Source organism: Pararobbsia alpina, assembly GCF_965118125.1.
GTDB classification, from domain to species: Bacteria; Pseudomonadota; Gammaproteobacteria; order Burkholderiales; family Burkholderiaceae; genus Pararobbsia; species Pararobbsia alpina_A.
In genome coordinates this window covers 943885-959609 of the sequence record NZ_OZ221287.1, presented here as the reverse complement: position 1 = coordinate 959609, position 15725 = coordinate 943885, and the positions used below count along the sequence as shown (strand labels likewise).

Here is a 15725-nt window from a genome sequence, read left to right as displayed (position 1 = left end):
AACATGGCGACAACCCCGCAACTGACGCTCTCGTTGCAATTTGCAGCCAAGGCCTTCGCTGAACACAAGGCCCTGCTGAGCCGCGCGACGGTCGTGCGTTGGGTGAAGGCGACACTCTTTGCCGACGCCGAATTGACGCTGCGCTTCGTCGATGCCGATGAAGGGCGCGCGTTGAATCGCAGCTATCGCGGCAAGGACTACGCGACGAACGTTCTGACGTTCGCCTATGCCGAATCCGAGGATGACCCGGTCACGGGGGACATCATCCTGTGCTGCCCCGTCGTCGAACGCGAGGCTCAAGAGCAAGGCAAGCCGCTCGAAGCACACTACGCGCATCTGATCGTGCACGGCGTGCTACATGCGCAAGGCTACGATCACGAAGACGAAGACGAAGCCGCGGAGATGGAAGGTATCGAGACCGAGGTGCTGGCCGGCCTCGGCTTTCCGGATCCGTACCGGGAACAGTAAGCCGCTGAGCCGCCATGGGATCCGACAAACCTGAGGACAACGGCGCGGACACACCCGCAGACCTGGCTGCAGACGGGCTTGCACCGACGAACAGCGAGTCCTGCTGCGAAGGCTACCCTCCGTTTCTTGGCGAACCCCGCCACCTGACCGACGACGAACTCGCGACGTCGCTCGCTGGCGCGTTCTCGCACTGGGACAGGCAGGCCGATCTCTGGATGTTCGGTTATGGATCGCTGATCTGGAATCCCGGCATGCCGGCGATCGAGAGCGTGCGCGCCCGCGTGCACGGCTATCACCGGGGGCTTTACCTGTGGTCCCGGGTGAACCGCGGTACGCCCGAAATACCCGGGCTCGTGCTGGCGCTCGATCGTGGCGGTTCGTGTCCGGGGATGGCCTTCAGGATCGAGGGCGGAAGCGCGATGCCGCATCTCGAAGCGCTCTGGAAGCGCGAAATGGCCATGGGATCGTATCGTCCCGCCTGGCTGAACTGCTCGCTCGCGGATGGGCGCCGCATCAAGGCGCTGTCGTTCGTCATGCGCCGCGAAGCGCTGACCTATACGGGCAAGCTCGAGGACGCGATGGTCCGGCACGTGTTCCAGTGCGCATCGGGCCGGTACGGCACGACCCGTGACTACGTAACACGCACCGTCGCCGCCTTGCGCGAGTGCGGCATGCCCGACCTCGCGCTCGAAGACCTGCTCAGACGCTGCACCTGACGTCAGCGTCAGATACCGAGCATCGCCAGCGCGCCCAATACGATGCCGGTCGCCGCGGCGCCGAACGTGCAGACCTGCAGCCAGGACTTGCGCACGAGCAAAGTGATCGCCGCGAGCGCAATCGAAATCTGCACGACCATCATGGACTGCGCCCAGCGGTGGTGACGATGCAGCAGCGTCTCGCTCTTCTCGTCGGCTTCCTTGACCTGCGCCTCGAGCGACTCGGCCTGCTTGCGAATCGCTTCCTTCTCCGACTTGTAGCGCGCGGCCTCACTCGAGAAATGCTCGAGCGCCTTGGGATCGTTCCCCGACAGCTGCGCGCCGAGGTCGGCGAGGTTCTGCTTCTCGCCCTTCGCCTGGTAGTACGCCCACTGATTCGCGGCGTCGGTCTTGCGGATCGCCGCTTCGTTCTTGTAGTACAGCGCAAGATTTTCCGCATTGCCGCTCTGGTACGACACCATCGCGCCGACGGTCGCGAGCACAGCCGTCATCACGGCCACGCGCGACGCCATCGAGTCCGAACTGTGCGCGGCGTGTTCCGTCGCGTGCTCGACCGCGTGATCGTGCGGTCCGTGTACTTCGAAATCCGACATTCCCCGATTCTCCCGGCGATTCCCGCCGTCTGTAAGGCCCGGCGCATGTTACAGCGAAAAAAGGCCTCTGCCCATGAGGCGGTTCCCGTCATGACCATGGTGTATCCTGTGCGTTCCGCCACAGCGCGCCGGCCCGTCCGGGACGCCGAGACATGAACGACCCTCACCCTCCTAGTCGACGATCCCCTGAAAAAAAACGCTCGCTGCTCGAGCGTGTGACTGATCTTATTTCCCCTGAGCCCGAATCGCGCGCTGAACTGCTCGAAGTCCTCCAGGACGCGCACAGCCGCAATCTGATCGACGCCGACTCGCTGTCGATGATCGAGGGGGTATTTCAGGTCGCAGAACTCTGCGCGCGCGACATCATGGTCCCGCGCGCCCAGATGGACGCGATCAATATCGCCGACAAGCCTGAGGACTTCATTCCCTACGTGCTCGAACAGGCGCACTCGCGCTATCCGGTGTTCGAGGGCAACCGTGACAATGTCATCGGTATCCTGCTTGCCAAAGACCTGCTTCGCTATTACGCCGAAGAAGAATTCGACGTGCGCGGCATGCTTCGCCCTGCCGTATTCATCCCTGAATCGAAGCGCCTCAATGTGCTGCTTCATGACTTCCGGGTGAATCGGAACCATATTGCGATCGTTGTCGACGAATACGGCGGCGTCGCGGGTCTGATCACAATTGAAGACGTGCTCGAACAAATCGTCGGCGATATCGAAGACGAGTACGACTTCGACGAAGAAGAAGACAACATCATTGCCGCGCCGAACGGCGGGCACCGCGTGCGCGCGCTGACCGAGATCAGTCAATTCAATGACGTATTCGGCACGCACTATAGCGACGACGAAGTCGATACGATCGGCGGCCTCGTGACCCATCGCTTCGGCCGCGTCCCGCATCGTGGCGAGAAGGTCAAGATCGACGATCTGTCGTTCGAGATCCTGCGCGGCGACGCGCGGCAGATTCATATGCTTTTGGTCCGCCGGGACCCTGAGCCGACACACCGACCGGCCGATGCAACTGACGAAGCACTCTGACACCACGACGACCACTCGACGCCCGGCATGGGCGACGAGCCTGCATATCCTCGGCGCCGCGGCGCTGGGCGCGCTCAATACCCTTTCCTTTGCGCCGACACCGGGCGGCGGCTGGCTCGAGTTGCTGATCGTCGCAGCGGCTTTTCTCGTGCTTCAGCGGGCGCGCTCGACGGCCGGTGCTGCTTTTCGGCTTGGCGCCTTCGGTTTCGGCAATTTCGTGACAGGCGTGTGGTGGCTCTATGTGAGCATGCACGATTACGGCGGGCTTGCGGCACCGTTAGCCTGGGGTGCAGTGGTGCTGTTTGCGCTGTATCTCGCGATTTACCCGGCGCTTGCGGGCGCGCTCTGGTATCGCGTGTCGAACGGCGTCGGCTGGCGTTCAAGCGTTGCCTTTGCCGCCGCGTGGACGATCGGCGAATGGCTGCGCGGACTGATGCTCACCGGATTTCCGTGGCTCAGCAGCGGGTACCCGCAGGTCGATGGCCCGCTCGCAGGACTCTCTTCGATTTTCGGGGTCTATGGCGTCGGCTTTGCGGTGGCGCTCGTCGCGGCGCTGTTGGTGCAGACGGTGCTGGGATGGAAAGCGCTCCCGAATCCCGCTCCGCGCGAACCCAAGCGTCATCGGCAACTCGAAGCGCGTCGTGCGGAGCGATCGGCTTCAACAACGTCGACAACTTCGACCACTTCGGCAGCTTCGGCGCCCGGTCATGAACAAGCCGCCGGGTCGACGACCGGCGACACAACGACCGAACCGCCGTATGGCGGGGACGCAGATGACGTCTCCGGACAAGCCGCGCCTCGCGTCACGAACGCACGTCCCCGCGAAAAGCAGCGGCCATCGCGCGCGCGGCTCGCGCCCGTGATCGTCGCTTTGTGCGTGCTGATCGGGGGGATGGGCGTCTCCTGGATTCAGTGGACACACCCGGGCGGCTCGGCGATCAGCGTGCGCCTGCTGCAGGGCAATGTGCCGCAAAGCATGAAATTCGAGCAAGCCGGCGTCGATCAGTCGGTGGCGCTCTACCAGTCGCTTATCACCTCTCACGCGGCCGATCTGATCGTGACGCCCGAAACCGCCATCCCGCTGCTGGTGCAGGACCTGCCCGAACCGTTCGTGCAGACGATTCGCCAGTTCGCCGACCAGACGCAATCGGCGCTGCTGTTCGGTGCATTCGGCGCCATCATGACCGATCAGGGCCCGACGCATATCAAGAACAGCCTGTTCGGCCTGACGCCGCGCAAGAACGGCGTGTACCAGTACGACAAGCACCATCTCGTCCCCTTCGGTGAATTTGTCCCGACCGGCTTTCACTGGTTCGTGGAGATGATGAAAATCCCGCTTGGCGACTCCGACAGCGGACCCGCGCTCCAGCAGCCGTTCACGGTCAAGGACACGACGATCGCCCCCGACATCTGCTACGAAGACATCTTCGGCGAGGAGATCGCGGACAGTCTGCGTCATCAGGTTCCTCGCGCACGGATCCTCGTGAATACGAGCAACCTCGGCTGGTTCGGCAACACCATCGCGCTCGAGCAGCACCTGCAGATGGCGCGCATGCGATCGATCGAGACAGGACGTCCGATGCTGAGTTCGACGAACACCGGCATCACGGCAATGATCGACGCAAGCGGCGAAGTCGCCGGCCGGCTCACGCCGTTCACGGTCGGTTCGCTAATGGGCACCGTGCAAGGCATGGACGGGCTCACGCCATATATCGTGGTCGGCAACTGGCCCGTCATCAGCGGTTCGATCCTTCTGCTGGTCGCCCTCGCCTGGCGCGTACGCCGCGATCGCACCCGCTGCGCGAGCCGCGTCGACGCGTAACCGGCCGCCCGGGGCGACCCCGCGAGCCGAAATCGCAGTGTCGGCCCGAACTCCGGGTAAAATTCGTCGTTTCGCTCAACGCGCGCGGTTTGCCCCTTCGGGGAGAGCCCACGCATGGCCAGGCCGCAAGGCGACCGCACTGAACAGAACGATGCTCACCTTCCAGCAAATCATTCTCAAGCTCCAGTCCTACTGGGATGCGCAAGGCTGCGCACTGCTGCAACCGTACGACATGGAAGTCGGAGCCGGCACGTCGCACACCGCGACCTTCCTGCGCGCGATCGGCCCGGAGCCGTGGCGCGCCGCCTATGTCCAGCCGTCGCGCCGTCCGAAAGACGGCCGCTACGGCGAAAACCCGAATCGCCTGCAGCACTACTACCAATATCAGGTCGTGCTCAAGCCGGCGCCCGAGAACATTCTGGATCTCTATCTCGGCTCCCTCGCAGCGCTCGGGTTCGATCTCAAGCAAAACGACGTGCGCTTTGTCGAGGACGATTGGGAAAACCCGACGCTCGGCGCCTGGGGCCTAGGCTGGGAAGTCTGGCTCAACGGCATGGAAGTCACGCAGTTCACCTACTTCCAGCAGGTCGGCGGCCTCGACTGCAAGCCTGTGCTGGGCGAGATCACATACGGTCTTGAACGCCTCGCGATGTATCTGCAGAAGGTCGAGAACGTGTACGACCTGATCTGGACGGAATGGGAAGAAAACGGCGAACGCCGCGTCCTCAAGTATGGCGACGTGTTCCACCAGAACGAAGTCGAGCAGTCGACGTACAACTTCGAGCATTCGAATGCGGAGATGCTGTTCGGCTTCTTCCAGAATTACGAGAACGAAGCCAAGCGTCTGCTCGACGTGCAATTGGCGTTGCCGGCCTACGAAATGATCCTGAAGGCCGCACACACGTTCAACCTGCTCGATGCCCGCGGTGCGATTTCCGTGACGGAGCGTGCCGCCTATATCGGACGCATCCGGAATCTGTCGCGTCTCGTCGCGCAGGCGTATTTCGACTCGCGCGAGCGGCTGGGTTTCCCGATGCTCGGCGCGGCCGGTGCCGCATTGCGGGCCGCGGCTGCGACGGCCGCGCAAGCCTGAGACCGTCGAACCGACACATCGACACGACAAACCGATACACCGCGCCGCCTGCACGCCGCACCTGATACCGCTACGCTGAGCACCATGACCGATCACATTACCGCCTCGCTGCTCGTCGAGCTGCTGACCGAGGAGCTTCCCCCGAAGGCGCTTGCACGCCTGTCCGATGCGTTTTCGCAAGGCATTGCCGAGCGTCTGGCATCGCGCGGGCTCATCGACGCCACCGCACCTGCCGCTGAGGCGTTTGCCACGCCCCGACGTCTTGCCGTCATCGTGCACAACGTGCGCAGCGTCGCGCCTTCGCGCGAGATTCGCGAAAAGGTGCTGCCCGTCTCCGTCGCGCTGAACGCACAGGGCGAGCCGATGCCGCCCCTCGCGAAGAAGCTCGCCGCGCTCGGCTTCCCTGACCTCGGCATCGATCAGCTCGAACGTGCGTCGGACGGCAAGGCGGAAGCCTTCTTCCTGAGCTACACGGCGCCGGGCGCCACACTGGCCGAAGGCCTGCAGGCCGCGCTCGACGAAACGCTCGCGAAGCTGCCGATTCCGAAGGTCATGAAGTATCAGCGGCCCAACGGCGACGATGTCCAGTTCGTGCGCCCCGCGCACAAGCTGATCGCCCTGCATGGCGATGCGGTCGTGCCGGTGTCCGCACTCGGCATCACGGCCGGCCGTGAAACCACGGGCCATCGCTTCCTTTCGAAGGGGGCGTTCGACGTAACGAGCGCGAGCACCTACGCCCGACAACTCCTCGATGAAGGGCGCGTCGTCGCAAGCTACACGGATCGTCGCGAACAGATTCGTACGGCGCTACTCGCCAAAGCGGGCAATGACCAGGTTGTGATGCCCGAAGCGCTGCTCGACGAAGTCAACTCGCTCGTCGAGTGGCCCGTCGTCTACGAATGCGCGTTCGACGACGCATTCCTGGCCGTCCCGCAGGAGTGCCTGATTCTCACGATGCAGACGAATCAGAAGTATTTCGCGCTGACGGATGCGTCCGGCAAGCTGCGTTCGCGCTTCCTGATCGTGTCGAACATTGCGACTGATACACCTCGCGAAATCGTCGAAGGCAACGAGCGCGTCGTGCGCCCCCGCCTCGCGGATGCGAAGTTCTTCTTCGAGCAGGACAAGAAGAAAAAGCTCGCGGATCGCGTTCCGTTGCTCGCCAACGTCGTGTATCACAACAAGCTCGGCTCGCAGCTCGAGCGCGTGCTGCGCATCGAATCGATCGCCGCAGCGATCGCACCGCTGATGCACGCGGATCTCGCGCTGGCCAAACGCGGCGCATTCCTCGCGAAGGCCGACCAATTGACGGACATGGTCGGCGAATTCCCCGAGTTGCAGGGCACGATGGGCCGCTACTACGCCTTGCATGACGGCGAACCGGCCGATGTGGCCCAAGCCTGCGCCGAACACTATCAGCCGCGCTTTGCAGGCGATACGCTGCCCACGACGCAGACAGGGACGATCGTCGCGCTCGCCGACAAGCTTGAAACGCTGACCGGCATCTGGGGCATCGGCCTCGCGCCTACCGGCGAAAAGGATCCGTTCGCGCTGCGCCGTCATGCGCTCGGCGTGCTGCGCATTCTGCTCGAGCAAGGTCTGCCGCTCGATATCAGGCAGCTTCTGAAACTGACATACGCACAGTTCGCGACACAACCGCACGTGGAAGACTCGGTCGACGCGATTTATGCGTTTCTGCTCGACCGCCTGCGCGGCTTGCTGCGCGACCGCGGCTATACGGCGAACGAAATCGAAGCTGTCGTCAGCCAGCAGCCGGCGCGTATCGACGATATCGTCGCGCGCCTCGACGCCGTACGCGCGTTTGCCACGCTGCCCGAAGCCGATGCGCTTGCAGCGGCCAACAAGCGGATTTCCAATATCCTCAAGAAGTCCGACGGCGCCGGCACGACCACGCTGGCTGTCGACGCCGCGCTGCTCGGCGAAGCTGCCGAGCGCGATCTGTTCGACAAGCTCGCGAGCGTCACGCCGGTCGTGCAGACGCAGCTTGCCGCGCGCGAATACGCCGGTGCGTTGACGGCATTGGCCAGCTTGCGTACTCCCGTCGATACGTTCTTCAACGACGTGATGGTCAATGCGGAAGATCCGGGCTTGCGTGCAAACCGCCTCGCACTGCTCTCGCAACTGCACGCGCAGATGAACTGCGTCGCCGACATTTCGAAGCTGGCCGCCTGATGACTTCGCCACGCAAACTCGTCGTACTCGACCGCGACGGCGTGATCAACGTCGACTCGGACCTGTTCATCAAATCGCCGGACGAGTGGGTGGCGATCGAAGGCAGTCTCGAGGCGATCGCGCTGCTCAATCAGGCGGGCTACCGCGTCGTCGTCGCGTCGAACCAGTCCGGCATCGGACGGGGGCTGTTCGATATGGCGGCACTCAACGCGATGCACCAGAAGATGCATACGGCGCTCGCGGCGCTCGGCGGCCGCATCGATGCGGTGTTCTTCTGTCCGCATACGACGCAGGACAATTGCGAATGCCGCAAGCCGCGTTCGGGCATGTTCAAGATGATTGCCGAGCGCTTCGATATCGATCGCGCACAAACGCCCGTGGTCGGCGACTCGCTGCGCGACCTCCAGGCCGGGGCGAAAGAAGGCTTCCAGACCCATCTCGTGCTCACCGGAAAGGGCGAATCGACGCTGGCCGCAGGTGGCCTGCCAGAGGGCACCGTGGTGCACGACAACCTGCTGGCGTTCACGCGCGCGTGGTTGCGCGATGACAAGCACGCCTAGCCGCAAGACAGGCCGGTGATGCGCCGCGATCGGTATCGATGCGGATACGCGTCCCGGTAACCGGACGTTTTTTATTCAGGACATCATCTTGGGCACGCGCATCAAGTCGATCGTATTGCTGCTGTACTTCGCAGCGTTCACGATTCCGTACGCGACATTCTGTTTTATCGTGTTTCCGTTCCTCAGTGCGCCGCGACGCTATTGGGTCGCCGCGGGCTGGTGTCGCGTGACGCTCAACGTGCTGCGCACGTTGAACGGCATCCGCTATCGCATCGAAGGCATGGAGAACCTGCCGGACGGCCCTGCGGTATTGCTCGTCAAGCATCAGTCGGCATGGGAAACACTCGCGCTGCCCGGCTTGATGCCCAAGCCGCTCTGCTTTGTGTTCAAGAAGGAACTGGTCTATGTGCCGTTCTTCGGCTGGGCACTCGGGATGCTCAAGATGATCAAGATCGATCGCAAGCAAGGCGGCGCTGCGTTTGCCTCGGTGCTCAAGCAAGGCCAGGCACGGCTTGCCGACGGGTCATGGGTCATCATGTTCCCTGAAGGCACCCGCATCCCGGTCGGCCGCCGCGGCAAGTACAAGAGCGGCGGTACGCGCTTTGCCGTTGGCGCGCAGGCGCCGATCGTACCGATCGCGCACAATGCCGGCCATCTGTGGCCGCGCAACTCGTGGCTCAAATATCCGGGGATGGTCACACTGTCGATCGGCAAACCGATTCCGACGGCCGGTCGCAACATTGACGAGGTCAATCGCGAAGTCGAAGCCTGGATCGAAACCGAGATGCGCAGGATCGATCCGGCAGCCTACACAGCACCTTACTCGCCGGACGATGCGACGCTCTATGTGCGCGGATCGAAGGCGGACTCGCGCGCCGTGGATTGATTGCGTCGCGAAAGCACCACTCAGAAAGCACAGTTCGCCGATTTTTTGTAAATCGTCTACACTTGCCTCCAACGTAGACCGCATCCGGCGCGCCATGCGCGACAGATGCCCCGGAGTACCGCTGAACATGCCTCAGGCCTCCTCACCGCGCACCGCAGCGCTCGACACCCGGCAGCTCGATCTGCCGTTGTTCGACGAGCCGGCCCTGCTGTCCCCACTGTCTTCTCCCGCTTCCCTCATCTCCCCGCTCGTCAAGACTTCCGATTCGCCCGACGCCTTCGTCTCTCCGCGACTGCCGGCGCCCACGACACTCCCCGATGGCTCACGCCTGCGTCATGTCATGCTGGGACAGCGTGTGCTGCCCTATCGGCTCAAGCGTTCGTCGCGGCGTACGATCGGCTTTGTCATCGACGGGACAGGGCTGACCGTCACGTCGCCTCGCTGGGTCACGCTGACGGATATCGAGCACGCGATCTCGGACAAGCAGAACTGGATCGTCAACAAACTCACCGAATGGCAAGGGCGCGCCGAACGCCGCGCATTGCCGGACATCGCGTGGACCGATGGCGCCGAACTGCCCTACCTCGGCAAGACGATCCGCGTGGCGATCGCGTCGGCCACAGGCAGCCTGTACTTCGACGAAGAGGCGCAGGTACTGTCGCTGGGTCTGCCGGTTTCAGCCGACGCGCAGCAGGTCAAGGATCGCGTGCAGGGATGGCTGCAGACCGAAGCGAAACGCGTCTTCGCGCCGCGACTCGACTTGTATGCGCAGCGGCTCGGCGTGACCTATACGAAGTTCGGCCTGTCGTCGGCATCGACGCGGTGGGGCAGTTGCACGAGCGACGGCAAGATTCGCCTGAACTGGCGATTGATTCACTTTCCGATGTCGATCATCGACTACGTGGTCGCGCACGAACTGGCCCACCTTCGCGAAATGAATCACAGCGCCCGCTTCTGGGAAACCGTCGCGTCGATCTTTCCGGAATTCCGCGAAGCACGGCATACGCTCAAGAATCATCCGCCGGAGCTGCTCCCGGCGCTCTGAGTCCTTCCGTCGTTCAGTGGTTCAGCGGACGTCGTTGCGCGGCGCGCATGAGTGCCATGCATCGATGTGCCATAGGCGTGACGCGACGAGAACGTTACGATTACGGCTGGCGCGAGCGCATCGCGTCATCCCCATGTCTCGCATCAGGACCCCACATCATGAGAATGCTTCACACCATGCTGCGCGTCGGCAATCTCGAGCGCTCGATTGACTTCTATACGCAAGTGCTCGGCATGCAGCTGCTGCGCAAGCACGACTATCCTGAAGGCCGGTTCACCCTGGCCTTCGTCGGCTATGACACGGAAGACAAGGCGTCCGTCATCGAGCTGACGCACAACTGGGATACGGAAAAGTACGATATCGGTTCGGGCTACGGCCATATCGCGCTCGAAGTCGACAATGCGGCCAAAACATGCGATGACGTGCGCAACAAAGGCGGTAAGGTCACGCGTGAAGCCGGACCGATGAAACACGGCACGACGGTCATCGCATTCGTCGAAGACCCGGATGGCTATAAGATCGAATTCATTGAGCGAAAACATTGACCATATGACGAGCACGCACGCGCACTGAATGGAAACGTTCCTCGCCCTGATTGGAGCCCTGCTGCTCGTCGCGCTCAACGGTTTCTTCGTCGCCGCGGAGTTTGCGCTCGTCAAACTTCGCGCGACACGCGTCGCGGCCATCGCGACACAGCACGGCTGGCGCGGTCGGCTATTGCGTCGTGTCCATGGCCATCTCGATGCCTATTTGTCCGCGTGCCAGCTTGGCATCACGCTCGCGTCGCTGGGACTCGGCTGGCTCGGCGAGCCGGCGTTCGCGCATCTCATCAGTCCGCTGTTTCCGGCGATCGGTGTTGCCCAGCATATCGGCGACGCGATCGCACTCGCGTTCGCGTTCGTGCTGATTTCGTTCCTGCATATCGTCGCCGGCGAACTTGCTCCGAAGTCTCTCGCGATCCGCATGCCCGAACGCGCCGGTTTGCTCACGGCCGCACCGCTGTACTTGTTTTACTGGGTCATGTATCCGGCGATTGCGCTGCTCAATGCATGCGCGACACGCATTCTGAGGCTCTTCGGCCTGACAGCCTCGGATCACGCGGAGGCGCCCTACGGCGAGGACGAATTGCGCCTGATCCTGCGCGGAAGCGAAAAGCCGCGTCAGTTCACTCGCGACGAATGGAACACGCTCTCGCATTCACTTGAGTTCGGCAGGCTGACCTCGTCTGACCTGATGCGCCCGTTGCGCGATGCCGTCGGGTTCGAAGTCACCGATTCCTTCGGGAAAGTCATCTCGGTGGCACGCGAACAGCGCTTCAGCCGCTATCCGTTGTTCGGCGAAGACGGTGACACGGTGGTCGGCATGATCGACCTCAAGGATCTGCTGTTCGCCCGAACGGACGGCTCAGCAGACCACACGACCGACCCTGCCCTGACCACCCTGATGCGCGCTGTGCTGCATGTGCTGCCCGAAACACCGGCGCTCGAGCTGTTGCGCGAGTTCAGGGCAGGCGCCCCGCACTTCGCGGTCGTCGGGCGCCCAGGCATCGCGCCGATCGGATTCGTGACGTTGTCGGACCTCGCGAGCGCGCTTGTCGGGCAGATCAAGGACGATGTCCGGGAAACCGAAGTCGAATGGGAACGCCTGCCCGACGGCAGCGTCGAGGGCCAGGCCAGCCTCACGATCGTCTCGCTCGAGCATGTGCTGGGCGTGCACTTCGGCGAGCAACATTCCGAATCGGTCGGCGGGATGATCCTCGATCGGCTCGGTGAACTGCCGCTGCCGGGTCACGTGATCGATTTCGAGCCCGCGACGATCACGGTCAAGGAATTGATCGGACCGCGCATCGGCACGGTCGTCGTGAAACCCAGGGATGACGCGCCGTCGGAACTCGAAGACTGAGACGTAACGCGACGCGCGACGTCCGCCGCTGACTGCGCAGCGACCTGTCGTGGCTTGAGAGCGCGTCGCTTACGTTGGCTCAGGCGGATTGAAGCGTCTGTGCGACGCGCACATATTCGTCGACGGGCACATTTTCAGCACGACGCTGAAGATCGAAGCCCATCGCATCGAAATCCACACGTTCCCGATACGCGGACAGCGTATTGCGCAGCATCTTGCGGCGCTGGCTGAACGCCGCCGTGACCAGTTCACCGAGAATACGAACGTCGACCTCGGCAAGCTCGTCGTCGGTACGCGGGATCATGCGCACGATCGCCGAATTCACCTTCGGCGGCGGCTCGAACGATTCGGGCGGCACGTCGAACAGCTTGTCCATCCAATAGCGATACTGAAGCATCACCGACAGCCGGCTGAACGCCTTGCTTCCGGGTTCCGCGACCATCCGCTCGACGACTTCGTCCTGAAGCATGAAGTGCTGATCAATGATGACGTCGGCAAACGTCATCAGGTGAAACAGCAGCGGACTCGAGATGTTGTAGGGCAGATTGCCGACCACGCGCAGATTCCTGGGCCCGGTCGCACCCGGCACATCGGCAAGCGGGCGAAAATCGAAATCGAGCGCATCGCCGGCGTGCAGCACCAGCTTGTCACCGAATTGCCGCGTCAGTCGTCCGATCAGATCGCGATCGAGTTCGACCGCGTGCATCTGGTCGAGGCGCGCGGCAAGCGGTGTCGTCAACGCGCCAAGGCCCGGACCGATCTCGACGATGCGATCCCTGGCCTGCGGGTTGATTGCGTCGACGATCGAATCGATGATGCCGTGATCGACAAGGAAATTCTGGCCGAAGCGCTTGCGCGCAACGTGGCCCTGATGAGGTTTCTGCTTCATGAAATGGTCGCGTGCTGCCGATGGCGTGCCATGGTGACCGCCGTGTCGATCGCCGCGAGCAGGCTGCCGCAATCGGCCGTCCCTGTGCCCGCAAGATCGAGTGCCGTGCCGTGGTCGACCGAGGTCCGCACGATCGGCAGGCCCAGCGTGACGTTGATGCCTTCGCCGAACGTGGCGTATTTCAGCACAGGCAGGCCTTGGTCGTGGAACATGGCGAGCACGCAATCCGCGTCGCGCAAATGGCGCGGCTGGAATAACGTGTCCGCCGGATACGGGCCGCGTGCATCGATACCCGTGGCCTGGACACGCTCGATCGCCGGCGTGATCACGTCGATTTCCTCGCGCCCGAGATAGCCGTTTTCGCCGGCGTGCGGATTGAGGCCTGTCACGAGGATGCGCGGCGCCGAACGACCGAACGAGCGGCGCAGATCGCGATCGATGATCGTCAGCGTGTCGACCAGGCTATCGGTCGTCAGCGCCTGCGCGACATCGCGCAATGGAAGATGCGTGGTGGCAAGTGCGACACGCAGCGGACGCTCGCCGGTGCCCGCGAGCATCATCACGACGCGCGCCGTATTCGTGCGGTCCGCAAGGTACTCGGTATGGCCGGTGAACGGAATGCCCGCGTCGTTGATCGTGCTCTTCTGGAGTGGCGCAGTGACAAGCGCCGCATAGCTGCCGCTGACCGCGCCGTCGATGGCGGCATCGAGCAAATCGAGCACGTAGCGCCCGTTCGCGGGGTCGAGCCGTCCGACATGCGACGGCACGGCAAGCGGCCGATGCTCGATCAGCACATCGCCGCGAGCCAGCACGGCACGCCAGTCGACGCCCACGAGCGCGGCGCGCTCGGCGAGCAGATCGGCGTCGCCGACCAGCACGATCTGCGCCCCGGGCCAGCGCGTGGCCACCACGCCCGCGGTTGCACCCGAGCCGCCCTGCACCAGCGGGTACGCTTGCGCGAGCGCCTGCGCGGTCAGCTCCGGACCGACCCCGGCGGGTTCGCCGGTCGTAATCGCGATCCGCAGCGGGGTCTTGCTCACAGGTCCACTCACAACGTCTTGCTCAAAAAGTCCGACACAAGCCACACACTTACTTCGATGCCTGCACCGGGTCAGTCTCGTACCGCACATAGGAGCTGTCACGCAGCTCGCGCAGCCAGTCCGAATACGCCTGTTCCGCCTTGCGCTGGCCGAGGGCCTGACGCGCGAGGTCTTGCTGTTGCTGCACGTTCACGTCCGCGTCGCGGCGGCCGAGCACCTCGATCAGGTGGTAGCCGTACTCCGTGCGCACCGGATCGCTGATCTCGCCGACCTTGAGCAGGTTCATTGCACGCTCGAAGTCAGGCACGGTTTCGCCCGGGCTGATCCAGCCCAGATCGCCACCCTGCTGGGCCGATCCGTCCTGCGAATACGTGCGTGCGTACGTGGCGAAGTCGCCGTTGCCCGCTTGCAGTTTCGTCTTGATATCGGCGAGCTGCTGGCGCGCCGCCGGCTCCGACGTCGATCCGCCGACGCGGATCAGGATGTGCTCGACGTGCGTCTGCTGCATCTTCGGCGCATCGGCGCCCGCGCTCTGCGCCGGACGGCGATCGACGAGCTTCACGATGTAGAGCTTGTCGTCACCCTTGACGACCGTGGCATCGACCTGGCCCGGGCGCAGTTGCGAGGTTGCCGAAACAACCGCCGGCGGCAGGACGGACGGCGACTTGAAGCCGAGGTCGCCGCTCGTCTTGGCTGCGTCCGTCGCTTGCGAGTACTGTGCCGCGAGCTTGCCGAAATCCGCCTTCGGATCCGTCGCCTGCTGCAGCACGATTTGCGCCTTCGCCTGCACGGCTTCGAGTTCCGTCGCCGACATCGTCTGCGGCGCGTTGAATTCGATCAGCTGGACATGAAGGTCGTTCTGCGGTGCGCCCGGTCCGCGCTGGCTCGCGAGATACGCCGCCACTTCCGTGTCGGACACCTGGACCTTGCTGTCGACTTCACGCTCGCGCAGACGCGCGAGGATCAGCTCGTTTTTCGCATCGCGCTGAAACGTCGACCAGGGCACGCCTTCGCTCGTCAAACGATCGCGATACTGGTCCAGCGACATCTGGTTCTGCGCGGCAAGACGCTGCAGCGTGCGCTGAACCATCGCCTCGTCCACCACGATGCCGTCGTCTTCCGCCTTTTCGATCTGGATGCGTTCAAGCACCATCTGGTCAAGCACCTGACGCTTGAGTTCCGCTTCGGGCGGCATCGACGAGTTTTGCTTCTTCAGACGATTGATGATCAGGCTTGTGCGTTCATCGAGTTCGCGCTGCGTGATCACACCGTTGTTGACGACCGCAGCGACGCGGTCGACCGGCTCGATACCGCCGTTCGTAAGCGCCTGCGCGTGCGCGGGGCCCGCATTGAGGATCGCGGCAGCCAGCGCGAGCAGGGGGACAGCCAGCGCGACCGACCAGCGCGAGCCCGTGGGTTTGACGGTTTTCATGATTCCCAACAGATACTCCGTTTAATTTCTGCTGCAACGCGCGATG

At 63.4% G+C, this 15725-nt stretch carries 15 protein-coding genes; 11 read left to right on the top strand and 4 right to left on the bottom strand.

What is annotated here, in order from left to right; all coding sequences use genetic code 11:
• The first annotated feature begins 3 nt into the window (after positions 1-3).
• Together ybeY and ACMFWR_RS04100 are read left to right on the top strand one after the other, a co-directional pair.
• Entirely contained in the window at positions 4-468 is a 465-nt protein-coding gene (gene ybeY, locus ACMFWR_RS04105; protein WP_413193750.1) for an rRNA maturation RNase YbeY, read from the top strand.
• Between the two features lie 14 nt (positions 469-482).
• The gene (locus tag ACMFWR_RS04100; protein WP_413193749.1) at positions 483-1184 is read left to right on the top strand and encodes a gamma-glutamylcyclotransferase; all 702 of its coding nucleotides are present in this window, start codon (positions 483-485) and stop codon (positions 1182-1184) included.
• Positions 1185-1192: 8 nt separating this feature from the next.
• Here the strand turns inward: ACMFWR_RS04100 and ACMFWR_RS04095 are convergent, their stop codons facing one another.
• Positions 1193-1777: a DUF4337 domain-containing protein gene (locus ACMFWR_RS04095; protein ID WP_413193748.1), complete on the bottom strand. Its 585-nt coding sequence runs from the start codon at positions 1775-1777 to the stop codon at positions 1193-1195.
• A gap of 152 nt (positions 1778-1929) precedes the next feature.
• On the opposite strand from ACMFWR_RS04095, the gene ACMFWR_RS04090 reads away from it, so the two are divergent.
• The 9 genes from ACMFWR_RS04090 (at position 1930) to ACMFWR_RS04050 (ending at position 12318) form a co-directional block, all read left to right on the top strand.
• Entirely contained in the window at positions 1930-2817 is an 888-nt protein-coding gene (locus ACMFWR_RS04090; protein WP_413193747.1) for an HlyC/CorC family transporter, read from the top strand.
• Positions 2795-4639: an apolipoprotein N-acyltransferase gene (gene lnt, locus ACMFWR_RS04085; RefSeq protein ID WP_413193746.1), complete on the top strand. Its 1845-nt coding sequence runs from the start codon at positions 2795-2797 to the stop codon at positions 4637-4639. Before ACMFWR_RS04090 ends, lnt begins: the two co-directional genes overlap by 23 nt.
• Before the next feature lie 151 nt (positions 4640-4790).
• Positions 4791-5732 (top strand): glycine--tRNA ligase subunit alpha, encoded by a 942-nt coding sequence (glyQ, locus tag ACMFWR_RS04080; protein WP_413193745.1) that lies wholly within the window; start codon positions 4791-4793, stop codon positions 5730-5732.
• Positions 5733-5816: 84 nt separating this feature from the next.
• A complete protein-coding gene (gene glyS / locus ACMFWR_RS04075) occupies positions 5817-7925 on the top strand; it encodes a glycine--tRNA ligase subunit beta (RefSeq protein WP_413193744.1) in 2109 nt (702 codons plus the stop codon).
• Positions 7925-8485 (top strand): D-glycero-beta-D-manno-heptose 1,7-bisphosphate 7-phosphatase, encoded by a 561-nt coding sequence (gene gmhB / locus ACMFWR_RS04070; RefSeq protein ID WP_413193743.1) that lies wholly within the window; start codon positions 7925-7927, stop codon positions 8483-8485. The genes glyS and gmhB overlap by 1 nt, the downstream gene beginning before the upstream one ends.
• An 88-nt stretch (positions 8486-8573) precedes the next feature.
• Positions 8574-9371 carry a lysophospholipid acyltransferase family protein gene (locus ACMFWR_RS04065; RefSeq protein WP_413193742.1) on the top strand — a complete coding sequence of 266 codons (798 nt, stop codon included), beginning with the start codon at positions 8574-8576 and terminating at the stop codon, positions 9369-9371.
• A gap of 127 nt (positions 9372-9498) precedes the next feature.
• Positions 9499-10416, top strand: a complete 918-nt coding sequence (locus ACMFWR_RS04060) for a M48 family metallopeptidase (RefSeq protein ID WP_413193741.1) — start codon at positions 9499-9501, stop codon at positions 10414-10416.
• A 158-nt stretch (positions 10417-10574) separates the two neighbouring features.
• Entirely contained in the window at positions 10575-10961 is a 387-nt protein-coding gene (gene gloA, locus ACMFWR_RS04055) for a lactoylglutathione lyase (protein WP_413193740.1), read from the top strand.
• A gap of 28 nt (positions 10962-10989) precedes the next feature.
• Positions 10990-12318 (top strand): hemolysin family protein, encoded by a 1329-nt coding sequence (locus ACMFWR_RS04050; protein WP_413193739.1) that lies wholly within the window; start codon positions 10990-10992, stop codon positions 12316-12318.
• 79 nt (positions 12319-12397) lie between these two features.
• On the opposite strand, the gene rsmA is transcribed toward ACMFWR_RS04050, so the two are convergent.
• The 3 genes from rsmA to ACMFWR_RS04035 are packed head-to-tail and all read right to left on the bottom strand — an operon-like array spanning position 12398 to position 15679.
• On the bottom strand, positions 12398-13207 hold the full coding sequence (gene rsmA / locus ACMFWR_RS04045; protein ID WP_413193738.1) for a 16S rRNA (adenine(1518)-N(6)/adenine(1519)-N(6))-dimethyltransferase RsmA: 810 nt from the start codon (positions 13205-13207) through the stop codon (positions 12398-12400).
• Positions 13204-14247, bottom strand: coding sequence for a 4-hydroxythreonine-4-phosphate dehydrogenase PdxA (pdxA, locus tag ACMFWR_RS04040; RefSeq protein ID WP_413193737.1), 1044 nt, complete (start codon positions 14245-14247; stop codon positions 13204-13206). Before pdxA ends, rsmA begins: the two co-directional genes overlap by 4 nt.
• Positions 14248-14296: 49 nt before the next feature.
• Complete coding sequence (locus ACMFWR_RS04035) at positions 14297-15679, bottom strand: peptidylprolyl isomerase (protein WP_413194774.1); 1383 nt, start codon at positions 15677-15679, stop codon at positions 14297-14299.
• Positions 15680-15725 lie beyond the last annotated feature (46 nt).

Coding starts and splice junctions, on each gene's coding strand:
- ACMFWR_RS04095 (WP_413193748.1), bottom strand. CDS start 1,777: ATGTCGGATTTCGAAGTACACGGACCGCACGATCACGCGGTCGAGCAC.
- ACMFWR_RS04035 (WP_413194774.1), bottom strand. CDS start 15,679: ATGAAAACCGTCAAACCCACGGGCTCGCGCTGGTCGGTCGCGCTGGCT.
- gloA (WP_413193740.1), top strand. CDS start 10,575: ATGAGAATGCTTCACACCATGCTGCGCGTCGGCAATCTCGAGCGCTCG.
- ACMFWR_RS04100 (WP_413193749.1), top strand. CDS start 483: ATGGGATCCGACAAACCTGAGGACAACGGCGCGGACACACCCGCAGAC.
- glyS (WP_413193744.1), top strand. CDS start 5,817: ATGACCGATCACATTACCGCCTCGCTGCTCGTCGAGCTGCTGACCGAG.
- glyQ (WP_413193745.1), top strand. CDS start 4,791: ATGCTCACCTTCCAGCAAATCATTCTCAAGCTCCAGTCCTACTGGGAT.
- ybeY (WP_413193750.1), top strand. CDS start 4: ATGGCGACAACCCCGCAACTGACGCTCTCGTTGCAATTTGCAGCCAAG.
- ACMFWR_RS04050 (WP_413193739.1), top strand. CDS start 10,990: ATGGAAACGTTCCTCGCCCTGATTGGAGCCCTGCTGCTCGTCGCGCTC.
- gmhB (WP_413193743.1), top strand. CDS start 7,925: ATGACTTCGCCACGCAAACTCGTCGTACTCGACCGCGACGGCGTGATC.
- ACMFWR_RS04060 (WP_413193741.1), top strand. CDS start 9,499: ATGCCTCAGGCCTCCTCACCGCGCACCGCAGCGCTCGACACCCGGCAG.
- lnt (WP_413193746.1), top strand. CDS start 2,795: ATGCAACTGACGAAGCACTCTGACACCACGACGACCACTCGACGCCCG.
- rsmA (WP_413193738.1), bottom strand. CDS start 13,207: ATGAAGCAGAAACCTCATCAGGGCCACGTTGCGCGCAAGCGCTTCGGC.
- ACMFWR_RS04090 (WP_413193747.1), top strand. CDS start 1,930: ATGAACGACCCTCACCCTCCTAGTCGACGATCCCCTGAAAAAAAACGC.